This window comes from Allobosea sp. FBZP-16 (genome assembly GCF_002831785.1).
GTDB classification, from domain to species: domain Bacteria; phylum Pseudomonadota; class Alphaproteobacteria; order Rhizobiales; family Beijerinckiaceae; genus Allobosea; species Allobosea lupini.
Genome location: NZ_LNCQ01000029.1, coordinates 130,740 through 146,205, shown reverse-complemented (window position 1 = coordinate 146,205; position 15,466 = coordinate 130,740). Strand labels below are relative to the sequence as shown.

13 protein-coding genes and 1 pseudogene are annotated in these 15,466 nt (G+C 65.5%); 6 read left to right on the top strand and 8 right to left on the bottom strand.

Annotated features, from left to right (window positions below; translation table 11 throughout):
* The first annotated feature begins 7 nt into the window (after positions 1-7).
* From CXY91_RS15405 to CXY91_RS15385, 5 genes are all read left to right on the top strand, one after another.
* Positions 8-1,090, top strand: a complete 1,083-nt coding sequence (locus tag CXY91_RS15405) for a LacI family DNA-binding transcriptional regulator (protein WP_100962210.1) — start codon at positions 8-10, stop codon at positions 1,088-1,090.
* Positions 1,091-1,282: 192 nt separating this feature from the next.
* The gene (locus tag CXY91_RS15400) at positions 1,283-2,788 is read left to right on the top strand and encodes an ABC transporter substrate-binding protein (protein ID WP_248307505.1); all 1,506 of its coding nucleotides are present in this window, start codon (positions 1,283-1,285) and stop codon (positions 2,786-2,788) included.
* A 2-nt stretch (positions 2,789-2,790) separates the two neighbouring features.
* Positions 2,791-3,726 (top strand): ABC transporter permease, encoded by a 936-nt coding sequence (locus tag CXY91_RS15395; protein ID WP_100962209.1) that lies wholly within the window; start codon positions 2,791-2,793, stop codon positions 3,724-3,726.
* Complete coding sequence (locus CXY91_RS15390; protein WP_100962208.1) at positions 3,723-4,550, top strand: ABC transporter permease; 828 nt, start codon at positions 3,723-3,725, stop codon at positions 4,548-4,550. Before CXY91_RS15395 ends, CXY91_RS15390 begins: the two co-directional genes overlap by 4 nt.
* A complete protein-coding gene (locus CXY91_RS15385) occupies positions 4,547-5,956 on the top strand; it encodes an ABC transporter ATP-binding protein (RefSeq protein WP_100962207.1) in 1,410 nt (469 codons plus the stop codon). Before CXY91_RS15390 ends, CXY91_RS15385 begins: the two co-directional genes overlap by 4 nt.
* Positions 5,957-6,016: 60 nt before the next feature.
* On the opposite strand, the gene CXY91_RS15380 is transcribed toward CXY91_RS15385, so the two are convergent.
* The 8 genes from CXY91_RS15380 to CXY91_RS15345 form a co-directional block, all read right to left on the bottom strand.
* A complete protein-coding gene (locus CXY91_RS15380; protein ID WP_349236595.1) occupies positions 6,017-6,865 on the bottom strand; it encodes a glycosyltransferase family 2 protein in 849 nt (282 codons plus the stop codon).
* The gene (locus CXY91_RS15375) at positions 6,862-7,452 is read right to left on the bottom strand and encodes a class I SAM-dependent DNA methyltransferase (protein WP_100962205.1); all 591 of its coding nucleotides are present in this window, start codon (positions 7,450-7,452) and stop codon (positions 6,862-6,864) included. Before CXY91_RS15375 ends, CXY91_RS15380 begins: the two co-directional genes overlap by 4 nt.
* Positions 7,439-8,104, bottom strand: coding sequence for a PIG-L deacetylase family protein (locus CXY91_RS15370; protein ID WP_100962204.1), 666 nt, complete (start codon positions 8,102-8,104; stop codon positions 7,439-7,441). The genes CXY91_RS15375 and CXY91_RS15370 overlap by 14 nt, the downstream gene beginning before the upstream one ends.
* Positions 8,105-8,142: 38 nt before the next feature.
* On the bottom strand, positions 8,143-9,294 hold the full coding sequence (locus tag CXY91_RS15365; RefSeq protein WP_248307504.1) for an acyl-CoA dehydrogenase family protein: 1,152 nt from the start codon (positions 9,292-9,294) through the stop codon (positions 8,143-8,145).
* Positions 9,281-10,339, bottom strand: coding sequence for a glycosyltransferase (locus tag CXY91_RS15360; protein WP_100962202.1), 1,059 nt, complete (start codon positions 10,337-10,339; stop codon positions 9,281-9,283). The genes CXY91_RS15365 and CXY91_RS15360 overlap by 14 nt, the downstream gene beginning before the upstream one ends.
* A complete protein-coding gene (locus tag CXY91_RS15355; protein WP_465246867.1) occupies positions 10,336-11,277 on the bottom strand; it encodes a glycosyltransferase in 942 nt (313 codons plus the stop codon). The genes CXY91_RS15360 and CXY91_RS15355 overlap by 4 nt, the downstream gene beginning before the upstream one ends.
* A 68-nt stretch (positions 11,278-11,345) precedes the next feature.
* Positions 11,346-13,442, bottom strand: a complete 2,097-nt coding sequence (locus CXY91_RS15350; RefSeq protein ID WP_100962200.1) for a catalase — start codon at positions 13,440-13,442, stop codon at positions 11,346-11,348.
* Between the two features lie 31 nt (positions 13,443-13,473).
* On the bottom strand, positions 13,474-14,550 hold the full coding sequence (locus CXY91_RS15345) for a glycosyltransferase family 4 protein (protein WP_100962199.1): 1,077 nt from the start codon (positions 14,548-14,550) through the stop codon (positions 13,474-13,476).
* Between the two features lie 579 nt (positions 14,551-15,129).
* Here CXY91_RS15345 and CXY91_RS31310 point away from each other — a divergent pair.
* A pseudogene (locus tag CXY91_RS31310) lies at positions 15,130-15,461 on the top strand (transposase); the annotation flags it as partial.
* Positions 15,462-15,466 lie beyond the last annotated feature (5 nt).

The following is a 15,466-nucleotide window of genomic DNA, read 5'->3' as shown; positions in this document are numbered from 1 at the left end:
GTACCCTATGACCTCTCGCTATAAAAGCGCAAGTGTTTTTGTGGCCCTGGACCGAATGACGGCGATGACGATGCGGCGCACGGCGCTCAAGCCGGCCGATGCCCAGCAGGCATCGATCGCAAATGTGGCCGAGCGGGCCGGTGTCTCGATCGCGACCGTCTCCCGGGTCCTGAACGGCATCGCGAACAAGGCCTCTGCCGAGACGGTCGCCAGGGTCAGGCAGGCCGTGGCCGAACTCGACTATCGCCCTTCGAGTGCCGGCAAATCACTGCGGCAGAGGCAAAGCCGGCTGGTTGCCGTGCTGGCGGCCAACCTCGCCAACCCGACCATGGCGGCGATCGCCGCCTCGACCGAAGTGGCGCTGCGCGAGCAGGGGCTGGTCATGGTTCTCTGCGACACGCATGACGATCCCATGCTGCAGGACGAATACCTGCGCGAGATGCGGGCGCAGCAGGCTCGCGCCATCGTTTTCCTAGGAGCAGTTGCGAGTCCGATGCTTGACCTGGTGCGGGGTGGCCCAACGCCCCTCATCTTCGTCAATCGCCGTGACCCCGGCGAGCCAAATTGCGACTTCGTCGGCATCGACAATGCGCAGGCGGGTCGTGACGTCGCCGCGCATGCGTTGGCGCAGGGTATCAGACGACCGGCACTGATCCACGCACCGCTTGCCTCATCGGCGACGCGGGCGCGGGTGGAAGCGGTTATCGCGAGTTTCGCCGCGGCGGGTTATCCGATTCCGCCCTCACTGGTTCTCGGACCGGCGGAGAAGGAGCATCTGGCGCTTGGTTATGCTGCTGCCAACCTGTTGGAGCGCGGTGGCGCCGAGCACGACGCGCTGATCTGCACCGGCGACCTGATCGCCTTTGGCGCGCACCGCTTCATCGAGGAGAGCCCCCATTCGGCTTCCCTGCCCATCTACGGTTTCGACGACAATCCGCTCAACGACTGGGTCGCTCCCTGGTTGTCCTCAGTTCTCATCCCCTATGGCACCTTCGGCCGGGCGGTCGCCGAACTCATCACGGACGATCGAGAGGGGGCCGACCGCCAGCGCGTCCTGCCACACCGACTGATCGAGCGAAGGCGGTCATAGGTAACGCTTCGCCTTTGTGAATGCAGCCGCGCATTTCACGCCGACATCGCGCCTCATGAAGATGGAAGGGGATTACCGTGATTGCCGGCGGCGGATGAATTTTCCGAGCGCCTGCCGATTTGATCTTGCACGGCGGTCTCCGCGCAGCTAACTGCGTAACACTATAACATTTCATGTAGCGGAGTTGTGCCGGTGAAGCTGGTTTCGATCGCCGTCGCGGTGCTAGCCATGATGGGCGTCGCTACGGCGAAGCCACTGAAGGTCGTGGGCCCCTGGGAGATCGCCGGCATCGACCCGGCGCAGTCCGGCTTTGTTTTCAGTCGCATGCAGGTGGCAGAAACGCTCGTCTCGGTCGATTCCGCTGGTAACCTGATCGCCGGCCTCGCGACCTTCTGGTCAACGAGCGAGGATGGATTGACCTGGCGTTTCCGGCTGCGCGACGGCGCCCGCTTCCATGACGGAAGCGCGGTGACTGCCGCAATCGCAGCCGAGACCTTGCGCAAGGTTCATGGCGGCGCCGGCGTGTTCAGCCAGGTTCCGGTTGCAGGCGTCGAGGCCGACGGCCAGGACGTGGTCCTCCGCCTCTCGAAACCCTTCGCCGCGCTGCCGGCCTATCTCGTCAACTTCACCACCATCATCCTCGCGCCGTCCTCCGTGGGGGCGTCGGGCAAGGTCGAGCGCATCGTCGGCTCGGGTCCGTATCGCGTGAAGAGCCTGACGCCGCCGCTCAACATGCAGCTGGAAGCGGCTGCGGAATGGACTGGCATGAAGCCGGGCATCGCCGAGATCGACTATCAGGCGGTTGGCCAGGGCGAGATCCGCGCCCTGATGGCAGAAAGCGGCGAGGCCGATCTCGTCTTCTCGATGCTGCCGGTTTCGGTCGAGCGCCTCAAGCGCAACCAGAATCTTGATGTCCGCATCGCCACGATCCCGCGCACGCGCTCGCTCAAGGTCAACGTCGCCTCGCCGCTGTTCAGCGATGTCAGGGTCAGGCGTGCGATCAGCGCCGCACTCGACCGCGAGGGGACGACGCGCGTCATCCTGCGCAACGCCGATCTCGCGGCGACCCAGCTCTTCCCCAATGCGTTGGCCGGTTGGAACGACCCGGAGCTTCCTCCGCTGAAGCGCGATCTGGCCGCCGCCAAGGCACTCCTCGCCGAAGCCGGATGGACGCCCGGCGCCGACGGCATCCTGCAGAAGGACGGCAGGCCGTTCTCCTTCACGCTGCTGACCTATGCCAGCTGGCCCGAGCTTCCGCCCATCGCCACCGCGATCCAGGCGCAGCTCAAGCAAGTCGGCATTGACGCCAAGGTCTCGGTCGGCAACAGCTCCGAGATCCCGGCGCGCCATAAGGATGGCACGCTGGAAATGGGGCTCGTCTCGCGCCTGTATTCGATCGTGCCCGACGCCATTGGCACGCTCCGCGACGACTACAAGTCCGGGGGCAGCGACTGGGGGGCGACCGGCTGGTCCAATGACGAACTCAACGCGCTGGTCGAGACAATGGCGCAGACCAGCGACCCCGCCGCACGCGCGCCGATGCAGAAGCGGGCGATCGCGATCCTCCAGAGCGAGCTGCCGAGCATCCCGGTCACCTGGTCGGAGCTTGCCATCGTCGCCAACAAGCGCGTCACCGGCCTGCGCATCGACCCGCTCGAAGTGAACTACGGGCTCGCCTCGGTCCGCTGGGTCCAATAGGCATGAAGCGCCTCGTTCTTGCCCGGCTGCTCCAAGCCGGGCTGGTGTTGCTCGTCGTCGGCATCCTCTGCTTCGTGCTGGTGCGGGCCCTGCCGGGCGATCCTGCCATGCGCATCGCAGCCGGGCGCTATGGGCCCGACGCCAACATCACGGCAGCGGCCGAGGCGGTCCGGCGCGAACTCGGCCTCGACCAGCCGCTCCTCGTCCAGCTCGGCGCATCGCTCGGGCAGTTGGCGCGGCTCGATCTCGGCCACTCCGTCGTCACCGGTCTGTCGATCACGAAGGAGTTGCGTATCCAGCTCGGCGCCACCCTCTGGCTCTCGGGATCGGCGCTCATGCTGTCGCTGCTGCTCGGTCCGCCGATCGGGCTGCTCGCCGGGCTGAGGCGCGGCGGCTGGGTCGACAACGCTTCGCTCGGCGGAGCGATCGTCCTGCGATCGCTGCCACCCTTCGTGCTCGGCCTGGTGCTGATCCTGGTGTTCGCCATGCTGCTCGGCCTGTTCCCGCCGGCGGGCTACGGCACGTGGCGCGATCTGGCGCTGCCGGCGTTCACGCTGGCGCTCGGCCTCGCGGCGGTCTCCAGCCGTGTCGCCCGCGACGCCGTCGCGGCGGTGGTGCGCACGCCCTATTTCGCCTTCGCGCGGCTGAAGGGACTGCCGGAGCCGGTGGTCGTGCGCCGGCATGTGCTGCGCAACGCCGCCATTCCCGTTGTCTCCTATCTCGCGTTGCAGGCGATCTACCTGATCGAAGGCGTCGTCGTCGTCGAGACGCTGTTCGGCATCCCCGGAATCGGCCACGCCCTGGTTCACGCCGTGATCGCGCGTGACGTGCCGATGATACAGGGCACCGCGCTCGCCATGGGCCTGCTCTTCGTCGTTATCACAATGGCAGTCGATCTCGCCTGCCACTGGCTCGATCCCAGGCCGAAACGCACATGAGCATCGCCGACGCCACCCTCATTCCAACGACGAAGCGCGCCTGGTTGACGCCGGCCCGGACGACCGGGCTCGTTCTGCTCGGCCTGCTGGCGCTGTTCGCGCTGCTTGGGCCGCTGCTCGTCTCCGTCGATCCGACCGAACAGGATTTCGCGGCGAGTCTCGCATCGCCCGGCTCCGACCATTGGCTCGGCGCCGATCATTATGGTCGCAGCATGCTCGCGCGGCTCAGCCATGGGGCACGCCTCTCCTTCGGCATGGCGCTGCTCACCGTCGCGACGGCGGCCGTACCCGGCATCCTGCTCGGGCTGCTCGCCGCCTGGCGCGGCGGCTGGCTCGAACGGCTGCTCGAACTGGTCTCGACCGTGCTGCTCGCGCTGCCGGGGCTGCTCCTGGTGCTGATCCTGCTCGCCTTCGCGCCCGGCACCTTCGGGCCGCTCTATCTCGGTCTCGCGCTTACGCTCTGGATCGAGTTCTACCGCGTGACCCGGGTCACGGCTGCCGGCGTGCTGAAGCAGACGCATGTCGAAGCGGCGCGGCTGCTCGGCTTCGGCACCGGCTATATCCTGCGCAGCCTTGTCCTACCCGAGATCCGGCCGATCCTGATCACGCTCGCCGCCTTCGCCATGTCGACGGCGATCATCGCAATCTCGACGCTCAGCGCGATCAGCGTGGGCCTGCGCCCGCCGACGCCGGAGCTCGGCGCGATGATCGTGGAGTTGCTGCCCTATTATGCCGAGGCGCCGCTGCATGTGCTGATGCCCGGCATCCTCATCTTCCTGCTCGTGCTCGGGCTCCAACTCGCGACGCGGAGCGATCTGGGATGAACGCTCCGGTCCGCTTCCAGTCGCTGACGGTCTCCGGCCTCGAGATCCGCGCGGGCAACACGACCATCGTTCGCGACGTCGCCTTCACGCTCTCGCACGGCCGGCCCGTCACCTTGCTCGGCGCCAGCGGCTCCGGAAAATCGCTGGTCGCGCATGCCATCATGGGCAGTCTGCCGAGCGGTCTTTCGGCGCGAGGCATCGTCAAGCTGGACGACGAGGATCTTCTCGCCGGAAGCCCGACACAAACGCGAGCGCGCTGGGGGCGGACGATCGCGATCCTGCCGCAGGAGCCCTGGCTCGCGCTTGATCCGACCATGCGGATCGAAGGTCAGGTCGGCGAGATCCATCGCTACTTGCACGGCCTCGGTCCAGCGGAAGCCGGCAAGAGCACGCGTGACGACCTGGCCGAGGTCGGGCTCGGCGACAGGACAAAGGCCTATCCACATGAGCTCTCGGGCGGCATGTGCCAGCGCGTAGCGATCGCCGTGACGCATGCGGCCGGCGCCTCCCTCCTGATCGCCGACGAGCCGACCAAGGGCCTCGACGCCGCGCTGCGCGACGGTGTCGTCGACAGGTTGCGCGAAGAGGTGGATCAAGGCCGCCTGCTGCTGACCATCACACATGACATCGAGGTCGCGGCCGCCCTCGGCGGCATGATCGGCGTCATGCTCGACGGATCACTCATCGAGTTCGGCCCGGCTGACGAGGTCCTGGATAACCCCCAGCATGAATACGCCCGCGCGCTAATTGCGGCGAACCCGACGCGCTGGCCAGCGCTCACCCTGCCGACAGCCGGCGAGCCGATCGTCTCCGCGACCGGGCTGTCGAAGCGCTTCGGAGAGAGGGTGCTGTTCGACGGCTTCGACATCGCGGTCCGGCGCGGCGAGATCGTCGCGATCGTGGGGCCCAGCGGCTGCGGCAAGACGACGATCGGCAACATTCTCCTCGGCCTCGTCAAACCCGACAGCGGCGAAGTTCAGCGCTCACCTGGCATTGCGGCGACCCGCTTCCAGAAGCTTTACCAGGACCCGCCAGCAGCCTTCACCCCGCATCAGACACTGCGGCAAAGCTGCGGCGACCTGCTGAGGCTGCACTGCCTCGCTTGGGCGCAGGCCGAGGCCAGCATGCGGCGCTTCGGCCTGGGTCAGGAGCTCCTCGATCGGCGCCCGGGCGAGGTATCCGGCGGCGAACTCCAGCGCTTCGCGATCCTGCGGGCGCTCCTGCTCGACCCGGTCTTCCTCTTCGCCGACGAAGCCACCTCGCGGCTGGATCCGGTCACCCAGAAGGAGGTGTTCGCAATCCTGATCGAAGCGGTCCGCGAGCGTGGCCTGGGCCTGCTGATGGTGACGCATGAGGCCGCACTTGCAGAGAAAATTGCATCGCGCATTCTGAAATTGCCGGCCTGATGGCTCCTGTGCGGCTCGCGACGATCTCAGTGCCGCGCGGAGGCGTCTTTGACGGCTGTATTAGAATGGATGGCTTGGAGGCTGCTTGGCTGCGCGAATCTCGCTCGCGGTCGGAAAACGGTTCACAGTGAGGGTGCTTCCCTCGCGACTGACAAAGCCGCTCTCCGCAAACGCATCCAGCCATCCGACCATTGGCCAGAAACCCCATCTCGCGTGGAAAATGCGAGCGTTGCGGACGATGTCGTCGAAATGCTGAAGCGGCGGATCGAAGACGTCATGGTGTTGATGGTAGGCGCACGTACCGCCGAGAAAATATAGATCCAAGCCAACCTCGCGGGCTCGAAAGACAAAATCGGTATCCTCGGCGCCATAGCCGGTGAAATCTTCGTCGAAGCCAGAAATTCTGTCGAAAGCCTCGGCCGATATTCCGAAAGCGAGGGACCAGAACAAGCCGCTGTTGGGTTCGGCCACCAAGCCGGCAGCGGGAAATCGCCGTGCGGGATGGGGCATCCCTACTGCCCGCAGCGTGGCTTCGCACCATCGTCCGTCATTCGCGGCGCCTTCGGGAAGGTACTGGATCTCGGCGCAGATCAAGCCATCCTGAAAATTGACCGCGTCCGCCATCGCCGAGATCAGGTCGCTGCCTGGAATGCAGTCGACATCGAGGAAGAGCAGGGACGGCGAAGTAGCCTGAGCAGCGGCGAGGTTGCGGGCCTGCGCCAGGGGTAAGCCGTGGGTGGCATGTCGGATGACCCGGACAGGGAAATCCGCGACCGGACGTTCCACGGGCTCGTCGCTCATGTCCACGATGACCAGTTCGAGTGGTGGGACGGTGCTGCGTCGCAGGCCCTCCACGAGGTTGCGCAGGTGCGCCTCACGGTTCTTTACGATGGTGAGGACGCTGATCACGATGGCCGCCTGCGCCAAAGGTCGAGCCGGTACATCGTCCGCCGCTCGTGCAGGACTGTCTCGACCCATGACCCCAGAGCGCCCTGCAGGGACTCGACAGCGTCATCGCCGCTCTGGGGATAGTCCGTCTCGCCGGTCCAGTGGACAAGCAGCAGATCGCCGGCCGGTGCAAGCAGATCGAGCAGTTTGCGGCCGGCGAGCGAAAGGTCGGTCTCGTCCCAATAATAGGCGACCTCCGAAAGGACGATCAGGTCGAAGGAGGCGCCAATTGGCGCTTCTCCGGGAAAGCTTAGGCGCGTAAGCTGGACGTTATTGTATCCCGCGCACCGGGCCCGTGCGGCGCCGAGCGCCGTTTCGCTGACGTCTATCGCCAGCAACTCCTCGCAATGACCCGCTAGGCGCTCCGTCAGGACACCGTTTGCGCAACCGATCTCCAGCGCTCGGCGAAACCTGCGTTCACCCAACGCATCCAAGGTGCGCTCGTACTTCGCCTTCTCGTATGGGCTCGTCTCAAACTCCCACGGATCGGGCGTGCCGGCGAACATCCGTTCGAAATACTCCGGTGGCAGGCTTTTAGCCGCGCGCATCGGGACCGATCCTTTCATAGAGCAGATCGGCCGCGGGCATCCGCTGCTTCGCTGGCGAAAGCCGGAAACCCTCGCCGAACTGCGGCGTGATCTGACTGCGATGGGCGGCGAGCGCCGCGTTGCGCAGACCGAGCGGCATCGCTTGGGTCCGCCACGTGCGATAGCCTTGGCCTGGCGGCTCGGAGGCCCAGACCACGTATTCGAAGACCGTGATCGGGCGGATAGCGCTTACGGCGACGGAGCATGCGAGCCGATAGGCCGCCTCGTGGTCGCAATGGGGCTCGTGCATCGCCGTCACCGCGATCGCATCCACGCGGCTTTCGCGGCACAAGGCTGCCAGCCTTCGCCTTGAACGTTCGAAGCGGGGCTCGGCGGGCGCGTATGGTTGGGCATCCGGCCATTCCAGGAACATTGGAGGCGGATGGCCCCGGCCAGTCAGTATCCGCATAGCCCGTGCCGCCTCGTGGCGACGGGCCGCAATGAGGCGGGCACGTGACGCGGAGCCGTCATGGGGATGCGAGCCGACGCCATCCGTGAGGATGACCACACGCGCGAGCGCTCCGCGGGAGGCCGCATGCGCAATCAGTGCAGCACAGCTGAGCGTTTCGTCATCGGCATGAGGCGCAATCACGAGCCAGCGAGCCGATGCCATCTGGCTCGTCGCGAAGGCTCGCGCCGATAGGCTTCGCGTCACCACAGGAGGTCGCCCTCGCCCCAGACGTCGTGGTCGAGCCAGGCGATGGCGGCCTGGTCGCGCGCGTAATCCGGGCCAGCCTGACGCAGATACAGGCTGAGGTCCCGGGTGATCTTGTCGATCCGCTGGCCATCGAAGGCGCTGCGCGTGCCGACGATCCGGGCCGAGAGCTCCATAACGTCGAGCGCCGCGCGCTCGACGACGCCGCGGGTCATGCGCACGAAGTTCGGGGCATCCGAGGCATCGTCCGCAGCACGCTGCGTTGCCTCCCGCACCCAGAGATAGGCCGTGCGGGTCGCGGCCACCGCTTCGGCGAATTTGAGCCGCTGCAGCGGATCGTTGCGCGCGGTCTGCGACATGGCGAGACGTGTTTCTGCGAGCAGGCCCTCGATGCCACCCAATTGGACCGCTAGAAAGCGCCATGCACCCGCAGTGAAGCGCGGCTCGGCCGTATAGTCTCCAGGATCGCCAAGGAACTGGTCTTCGCTCGGTTGCATGCCCGTGAGATCGTAACTTCCGCTGCCGGTCGCACGCATGCCCCGCACGCGCCATCCTGAGAGATCGGCGCGGCCCGCATCGTCCGCAGGGACCACGACGAGTTGCGTATCGCCGTCCTCCCGTCGCGCGGTGATGATGGCGAAGGCCAAGCCACCCGCCCCTGTCGCAAAGGCTTTGGATCCGGTCAGGAGCCAGTCCGTAACCTCGCGACGGACGGTAACACCCGGGGGCGGCTCGGTTGCCCAGACGCCGTAGAACGCTCCTTCGTCGAGCGCCGATGCCAGCCTCGCCCTCTGCTCATCGGAGCCAAGCCATGTGAAAAGCTTGAGCGCATTTACATGGCCCTCGAAGATTCGTCCCAAGCTCAGATCGGCGCGACCGATGATCCGGAGCACATCGAGCAACGCCGCGTTCTCGGCCCGTGCGTCCGCGAAGCTTACACCGCCGCTCGCCGGAGGGGCGAACACGCGCTGCAAACCGGAGCGGCGCAGGATCTCGACACTTTCCAGCGGAAAGAGCGGGGCGGCATCGTAACGCGCGCCACATTCGACGAGCCGCGAGAACACAGATTGGACGACCGGCCTGAAATCCGGCTGCGGAGCACTGGACGCCGCGCCATCCTCCCTTCGCACTCGATTACGTTGATGCACGAGGCTTGCCCTCCCTGGCGATTGCGATGAGGAAATCGGCTGCGTGGCGCGCGCCGTCCGGGTCGTGCAGCCTTGCCGCGCCATCAGGGTCGATGTCATTTGCGGCGGCGATCAGTCCCGGCCAATCCGAGGCGTCCGGCCAGCTTTCGAGCACGATCGCGACGCCGAGCGCGGCAAGACGCCGGGCCTTGGAAATCTGCTCATCGAAAGGCCGTGGCTCGGGGAGGCAGATGAAGCGGCTGCCCGTCGCTATCACCGCGCTGACGAGACCATCCCCCGCCGCGCCGACGACGAGCCCGGCGCGCGCGATCTCGCTCCCGGCATCTTGGACCCAGCCGAGAAGCGAGAGATTGTCAGGACACGCCTTCGGCCGCGAGGCCGGTCCGATGACGCGCCATTGCTGCGAGGGCGTGGCACGGGCCGCCGCCGCGAGCGCATCGCCATCGCCGCCTGCGCCTCCGTTGCCGAAGACGGCAAGGATAGTGTCCCTTCGCCTTGGCTCGACCGATCGAGCTGAAACCGAAAGCCCGGAGCAGTAGCGGGTCTTGGATCGTACCCAGTCAGGCATGCCGGGTTCGTCAAGTTCGCGGTGAAAGGGCGCAAGGACAGCGCGGGCTCCGCGGAAGGCGTCGAGGTGGGCGGGATCGTCGCGCAAGCCGCCGAGCCTGAAGTAGATGGTGGGCGTGGCAGCCAGTCGCGCTAGCATCGCGATCTCGACCGAAACGTCCACGACGAGCAATGCAGGTCGTTCGCGCTCAATCCAATCCGTCAGCCGAGCAGCGCGTTTGCGAATGCCATCGTGATGCACGGGCGCGTAATGCAAGGCGCGCGGCCGATCGCCCATATGATCGCGTCCGTCGAACCCCAAGCCCTCGGCAAGGCGGTCATCGGGCAGGTCGAGGCAAGGAAGACCCTCGGTGCGACCTGCGAGCCCGGTGCCGATCAAGGTAATCTGTGCCAGCGGAGCCGAACGGGCTATCGCCAGGGCCCGTTGTCGATGCCCATCTCCGTGATGATGGACGTAGTAGCCGATGCCACCACTCACCGTATGGTGCCCGCGTCGGAGCCGCTCGCCCCGACCCAGTCGATCTCGGCGAGCACGGCGTCATGGGGCATCGGAGGAAGCGCATGCTCAGCCGCAATCAAGCGGCTTGCCGAGCAAATTGCCTGCCGCGTCTCGCGACGCCACTTTGCACGCTCGCGCCAGTGGCGGAGCGCCGGCACCATCTCGGCAGCGCCGCCGGAGGCTGCATCGCTCATGCGCCTCATCGTCTCGGCCATGCCATGAGTCGCACGGCCATCCAAACGCGCCGAGACCCGCGTCCAGACGTCAAGGGGGTGAACGAGGCGACCACCGGCGACAATGGCGGCCTCGACGAGAGCCCGATCCTCGCCCGATGCCATCAGGGGAACGCCACCTGAGCGGCGGTATATCTCGCACGTGATCGCGAGACTGCCGCCGGTGTGGTCGCCATGCCGAGGAGGAGGATCCCAGGGACACGGGTCGATCTCATCCTCGATCGCCCTCACGGCAATCCAGTAGCGATCCCATAGCTCCCGACTTGCCGCGATGCCGGGGGGGATCCGCTCGCCCTCGTCGAGAACCAGCCTCCCACCGACGATGTCAGCCCCGGCCGCGATGGCGGCCAGATTGGCCGATACCCAGTTCGCCGGCGGTCGAGCGTCGGCATCGGTCGTGATCAGTACGCCGTCGGCTGGCACGACGCGCTTCCCGCCGGCCGCCAGGGCGGACGCGCGCGCCGACCCTGCATGCGCCAGGTCTGGCGGAAATTCCATCACATCGACGCTGAGAAGGAGTCGGCCGCGATAGCGTTCCCCGACGGCCGCAACGACTTCGGTCGAGGCGTCCGTGGTGTTGTTGATGCAGATCGCGACGGGGACCGACCCTTCGACATCCTGTTCGGCCAGCGCCCGGAGCAGGCGAGGCAAGCGCTCTTCCTCGTTGCGAGCCGGAACGCAGATGCAAAACGGAGCGCCGGCCGTTGGGTCCGCGGCCGCCGGCGCTCGCTCCTTTGCGCGCGACCTCATCGTCAGGCCAGGATGCGAACACTGGGCTCCCGGGCCCACTGTCGCGTTCGGGCCGGAGCGAGGAAGGCGTCCTTCGCCTTGCCGAGTGCGACGATGCCGTCGTCGGGCTCGACGCCGGCCTTGTCGAGCAGCGGCTTGGCTTCCGGGCTGTAACCGATCGCCTTCAGGTGACCGAAGGCGTCCTTCGTGAAGTCGATCGCGGCGCCTTCCTTCATCAGCATTGCGCAACCTTCCTCGGACAGGATGATGGCGACCGCGTCGAAGATCACGGACGGCGTACCGGCGAGCTGCCCGTCGGCCTTAAGCAGCTTTCCGTCCTTGAGTTTCACGCCGCCGATCTTGGGCGCGACGATCTTCACGGTGCCGCCTTCGCCTTCGACCGACGACTTGACCGCCGTGACCAAAGCTCCGTCGGCGCCGTCCGAAACCAGGATCCCGACCGAGCGCCCCTTCAGGGTCTCTGGATACTTGCCGACGATCCGGAGGGCCGGGGACGGCTCCATGTCGATGGCTTCCACTGCGGCATCCGCCGCCTTCGGGAGCTTGATGGCCAGACCTTCGGCCACGCGCTGAGCCAACGTCTCGTCAACGTTGAGGAGATTGGCCATCACCCGGTTGCGGACATGTTCGAGCGAAACCTTGGAGAGCTCGAACACGAGCGCGCTGGCCAGATGGGCCTGCTCGATCTCGCTTTGGGAGCGGAAGAACAGTCGCGCATGGCTATAGTGGTCGGCGAAGCTTTCCGATCGCAGCCGGACCTTGTGCGCCTCGACGGGGACAGCTGCCGTCCGGAATCCGCCGGTGGGATCCTCGCGAGGGCCCCCGTCTTCGCCCGCTTGTGCAAGGCTATTGGGCTCGTAATTCGCGCGGCCCTTGAATACCTGAGTTTGCATCTGTCCGTCGCGCTGGAAGTTCTGGAACGGGCAACCTTTCGCCCTGTTGATCGGCAATTGGTGGAAATTCACGGTGCCGAGCCGCGAGAGCTGGGTGTCCTGATAGGAAAACAGGCGGCCTTGCAGCAGCGGATCCTCCGAGACGTCGATGCCCGGCGGCATATTGGTTGGCAAAAACGCCGATTGCTCGGTCTCGGCGAAGAAGTTGTCGGGATTTCGGTTCAGCACCATCCGGCCGATTACGCGGATCGGCACGAGCTCTTCCGGGATCACCTTCGTCGCGTCGAGGATGTCAAAGGGGAGTGCGTCGGCCTCATTCTGGCTAAGCAACTGCACGCCGAACTCCCATTCCGGGAAGTCGCCTTTTTCGATCGCCTCGAACAGATCGCGGCGGTGATAGTCCGGGTCGGCGCCGGCGATCTTCACGGCCTCGTCCCAGCACGTCGACTGGGTCCCGAGCTTCGGGCGCCAATGGAATTTGACGAAGGTCGGCTCGTCGTCGTCGTTGAGCAGGCGGAACGTATTGACGCCGAAGCCCTCGATCATCCGCAGCGAGCGCGGGATCGTCCGGTCCGACATCGCCCACATGATCATGTGGGTCGATTCCGGCATCAGGCCGACGAAATCCCAGAAAGTGTCGTGGGCGCTGGCGGCCTGGGGGTAGCCGCGGTCCGCTTCCATCTTCACCGCATGGATCAGGTCGGGAAACTTGATCGCGTCCTGGATAAAGAACACCGGGATGTTGTTGCCGACGAGATCCCAGTTGCCCTCCTTCGTATAAAACTTGACCGCAAATCCGCGCACGTCACGCGGGGTGTCGACCGAACCGGCGCCACCGGCAACCGTCGAGAAGCGGGTGAACACCTCGGTCTTGACGCCGACCTCGGTGAGGATCTTGGCTCGCGAGAACTCTGCCAGGGACTCGGTGAGCTCGAAGAAGCCGTGAGCCGCCGAACCGCGGGCGTGGACGATCCGCTCGGGGATCCGTTCGTGGTCGAAGTGCTGGATCTTTTCCCGCAGCACGAAGTCTTCAAGCAGCGTCGGCCCGCGAGTGCCCGCCTTGAGCGAATTCTGATTGTCGCTCACCGGGGTGCCATGATTGGTCGTGATCCGGGTGTCCGGCGTCGAGGCCGTTTGGTGCAACTCGCCGCCGTTACCAGGTTTGGCGTCGATCTTCTTGGTGTCGTTCTTTGGAGAAGGGGCCATGAGAGGGATCCTTGCGTGAGCTGGGAATGGTTCAGGCGGCGAACCTCGTTTGCGGTGCGGCTGCGATGCGATCGGCATACAGCGCCTCGTACTCGTCGATCATCCGGGCGGCATCACAGCGCCTGATCGCGTGTGCCCGGCAGGCGTGTCGGTCGAGCTGTTCGGCAGCCAGCGCCGCCTGCGACAAGGAAAACGGGTCATCTGGGCTAGCCAGCACGCCGGTCGCGGCATTCAGCAATTCCGGGATTGCTCCCCGGGCGAAGGCTGCTACGGGAACACCGCAAGCCAACGCTTCGGCGACCACGAGGCCGTACGGCTCTTCCCAGCAGGGCGTACACAGAAAAGCCCGAGCGCCGCCGATGATGCCGGCGAGTTCGGAATGGGCAAGATGGCCCAGATATCTGACGCGCTCGTCGAGGCGTGGTGCGACCTCGCGATCGAAATAGTCCTGATCGGAGATCGGGCCGGCGATCAGCAACGTCGCTCCACTCACCGCGGCGGCCGCGATGGCATGATGGAGCCCTTTTTCAGGAACGATCCGACCGTACCAGATCCAATAAGGCTGCACCGCCGGGTCGGAGCGGAAGGCGAAGCGCTCGAGATCAATACCGTTCAAGACGACACGCTCGATCGGCGCGACCTTGTTCCACTTGCGGCGGATCGACTCGGAGACGGCGACGAACGTCGCATTCGGGGCATTGCACAACCGAACGCCACTTTCGAGCCAGGCGAATGGTGGCGTGTGAAGCGTCGTGACGACCGGCATGGGGAGCGCGTCGGCCATGGCGACGGGGAGGTAGTGCAGCGAGTTGTTATGGATCAGATCGAAGTTCCGGTGCCTCAGTGCATTCATCAGGGACAGGTAGGCGTGGTGCTCCTGGAAAAAGACCTTGTCGGGGGCCTCGTCGCATCCGACCTGCGTGAGCGATGTTTCGTCACAGATGGCTTCAACACAGGCGTCCGGCTCTGATCCCGACGATGCGAAGACTGTCACGTCATGACCGCGGCGGCGGAGCGCTCCTTGCAGCATGGAGGTGTGCATTTCCAACCCGCCGGCGAATGGCTCGCGGATGGCGTGCTTGAGGTGAGCGATGATCCCGATACGCAACGTCCACTCCGGTCCCTTCGGTCGAGCGCCAACGCTCCGCCGAAGACCTCCGGCGTCGGTTCGAGCCAGTCCAGTTTCTGATGATCCTCCGCCAGAGCGGAACGTTGCGAGAACTAGTTTCGAGCGTCTTTAGTTCCGGCCAGAACTTCGCCACCGCGCATAAATCCACTAAATCGCGCAGTTTTATTTTTCGGCAAGATTGTCTTTTATTATTGCCGAAGCTCGCGGCCTCAGTGCGCGCCCGAATTCTATCACGGGAACGATCGCGTCCCTCTCTTGATCGGACGGGCTACCCGCCTCGCTTGACAGGTCGCTGGATACGATGACCGCGCCTTTGGCGGACGTGCTCATCGCACGCCGACGGCCGTGGAACGCATCGAGGCTCGGGCGGCGGCCGACGCTGATGAGCGTGGTTGAGCCAAGCTCGTCTTCGAAAAGGGCCAGCAGGGATGCCTGGCTGTCCTCGTAACGATGTCCGGGCGCTGGACGATCAGGTGGGCAAGGCCGAGCGCTGACGATCGCCTCCGGACCGAAGGCGGCCCCATGGTGCGGTTTCGTCAAGACGAGAAACCATGTTTCCGTCGGTCAGTGACCATTCCTGGCGTTGGGCAGCTCACCGCACTGGCCTTCACGGCTGCCGTCGATGATCCTGCACGCTTCCGGCGCTCCCGCGGCCGCGTCGCTATCAGTCCGGCGAGATCGACTATGCCAAGGTGGGTGCCCAGCGCATGCGGACGCTGTTCTATGAAGCAGTCAATGTCATGCTCCCCGGGAGATCACAGTTGTCTCTGCGGTCAGGCACGTCTCAACTGGGTGAGGCGCGCCAAATCCGGATCGCGCGAAAGCCGATGTCCAAGCCTGATCATGGTTGTGCTCCGATACCAACAGACAAGCGAAGAAGCAGCGGATAGCAGTG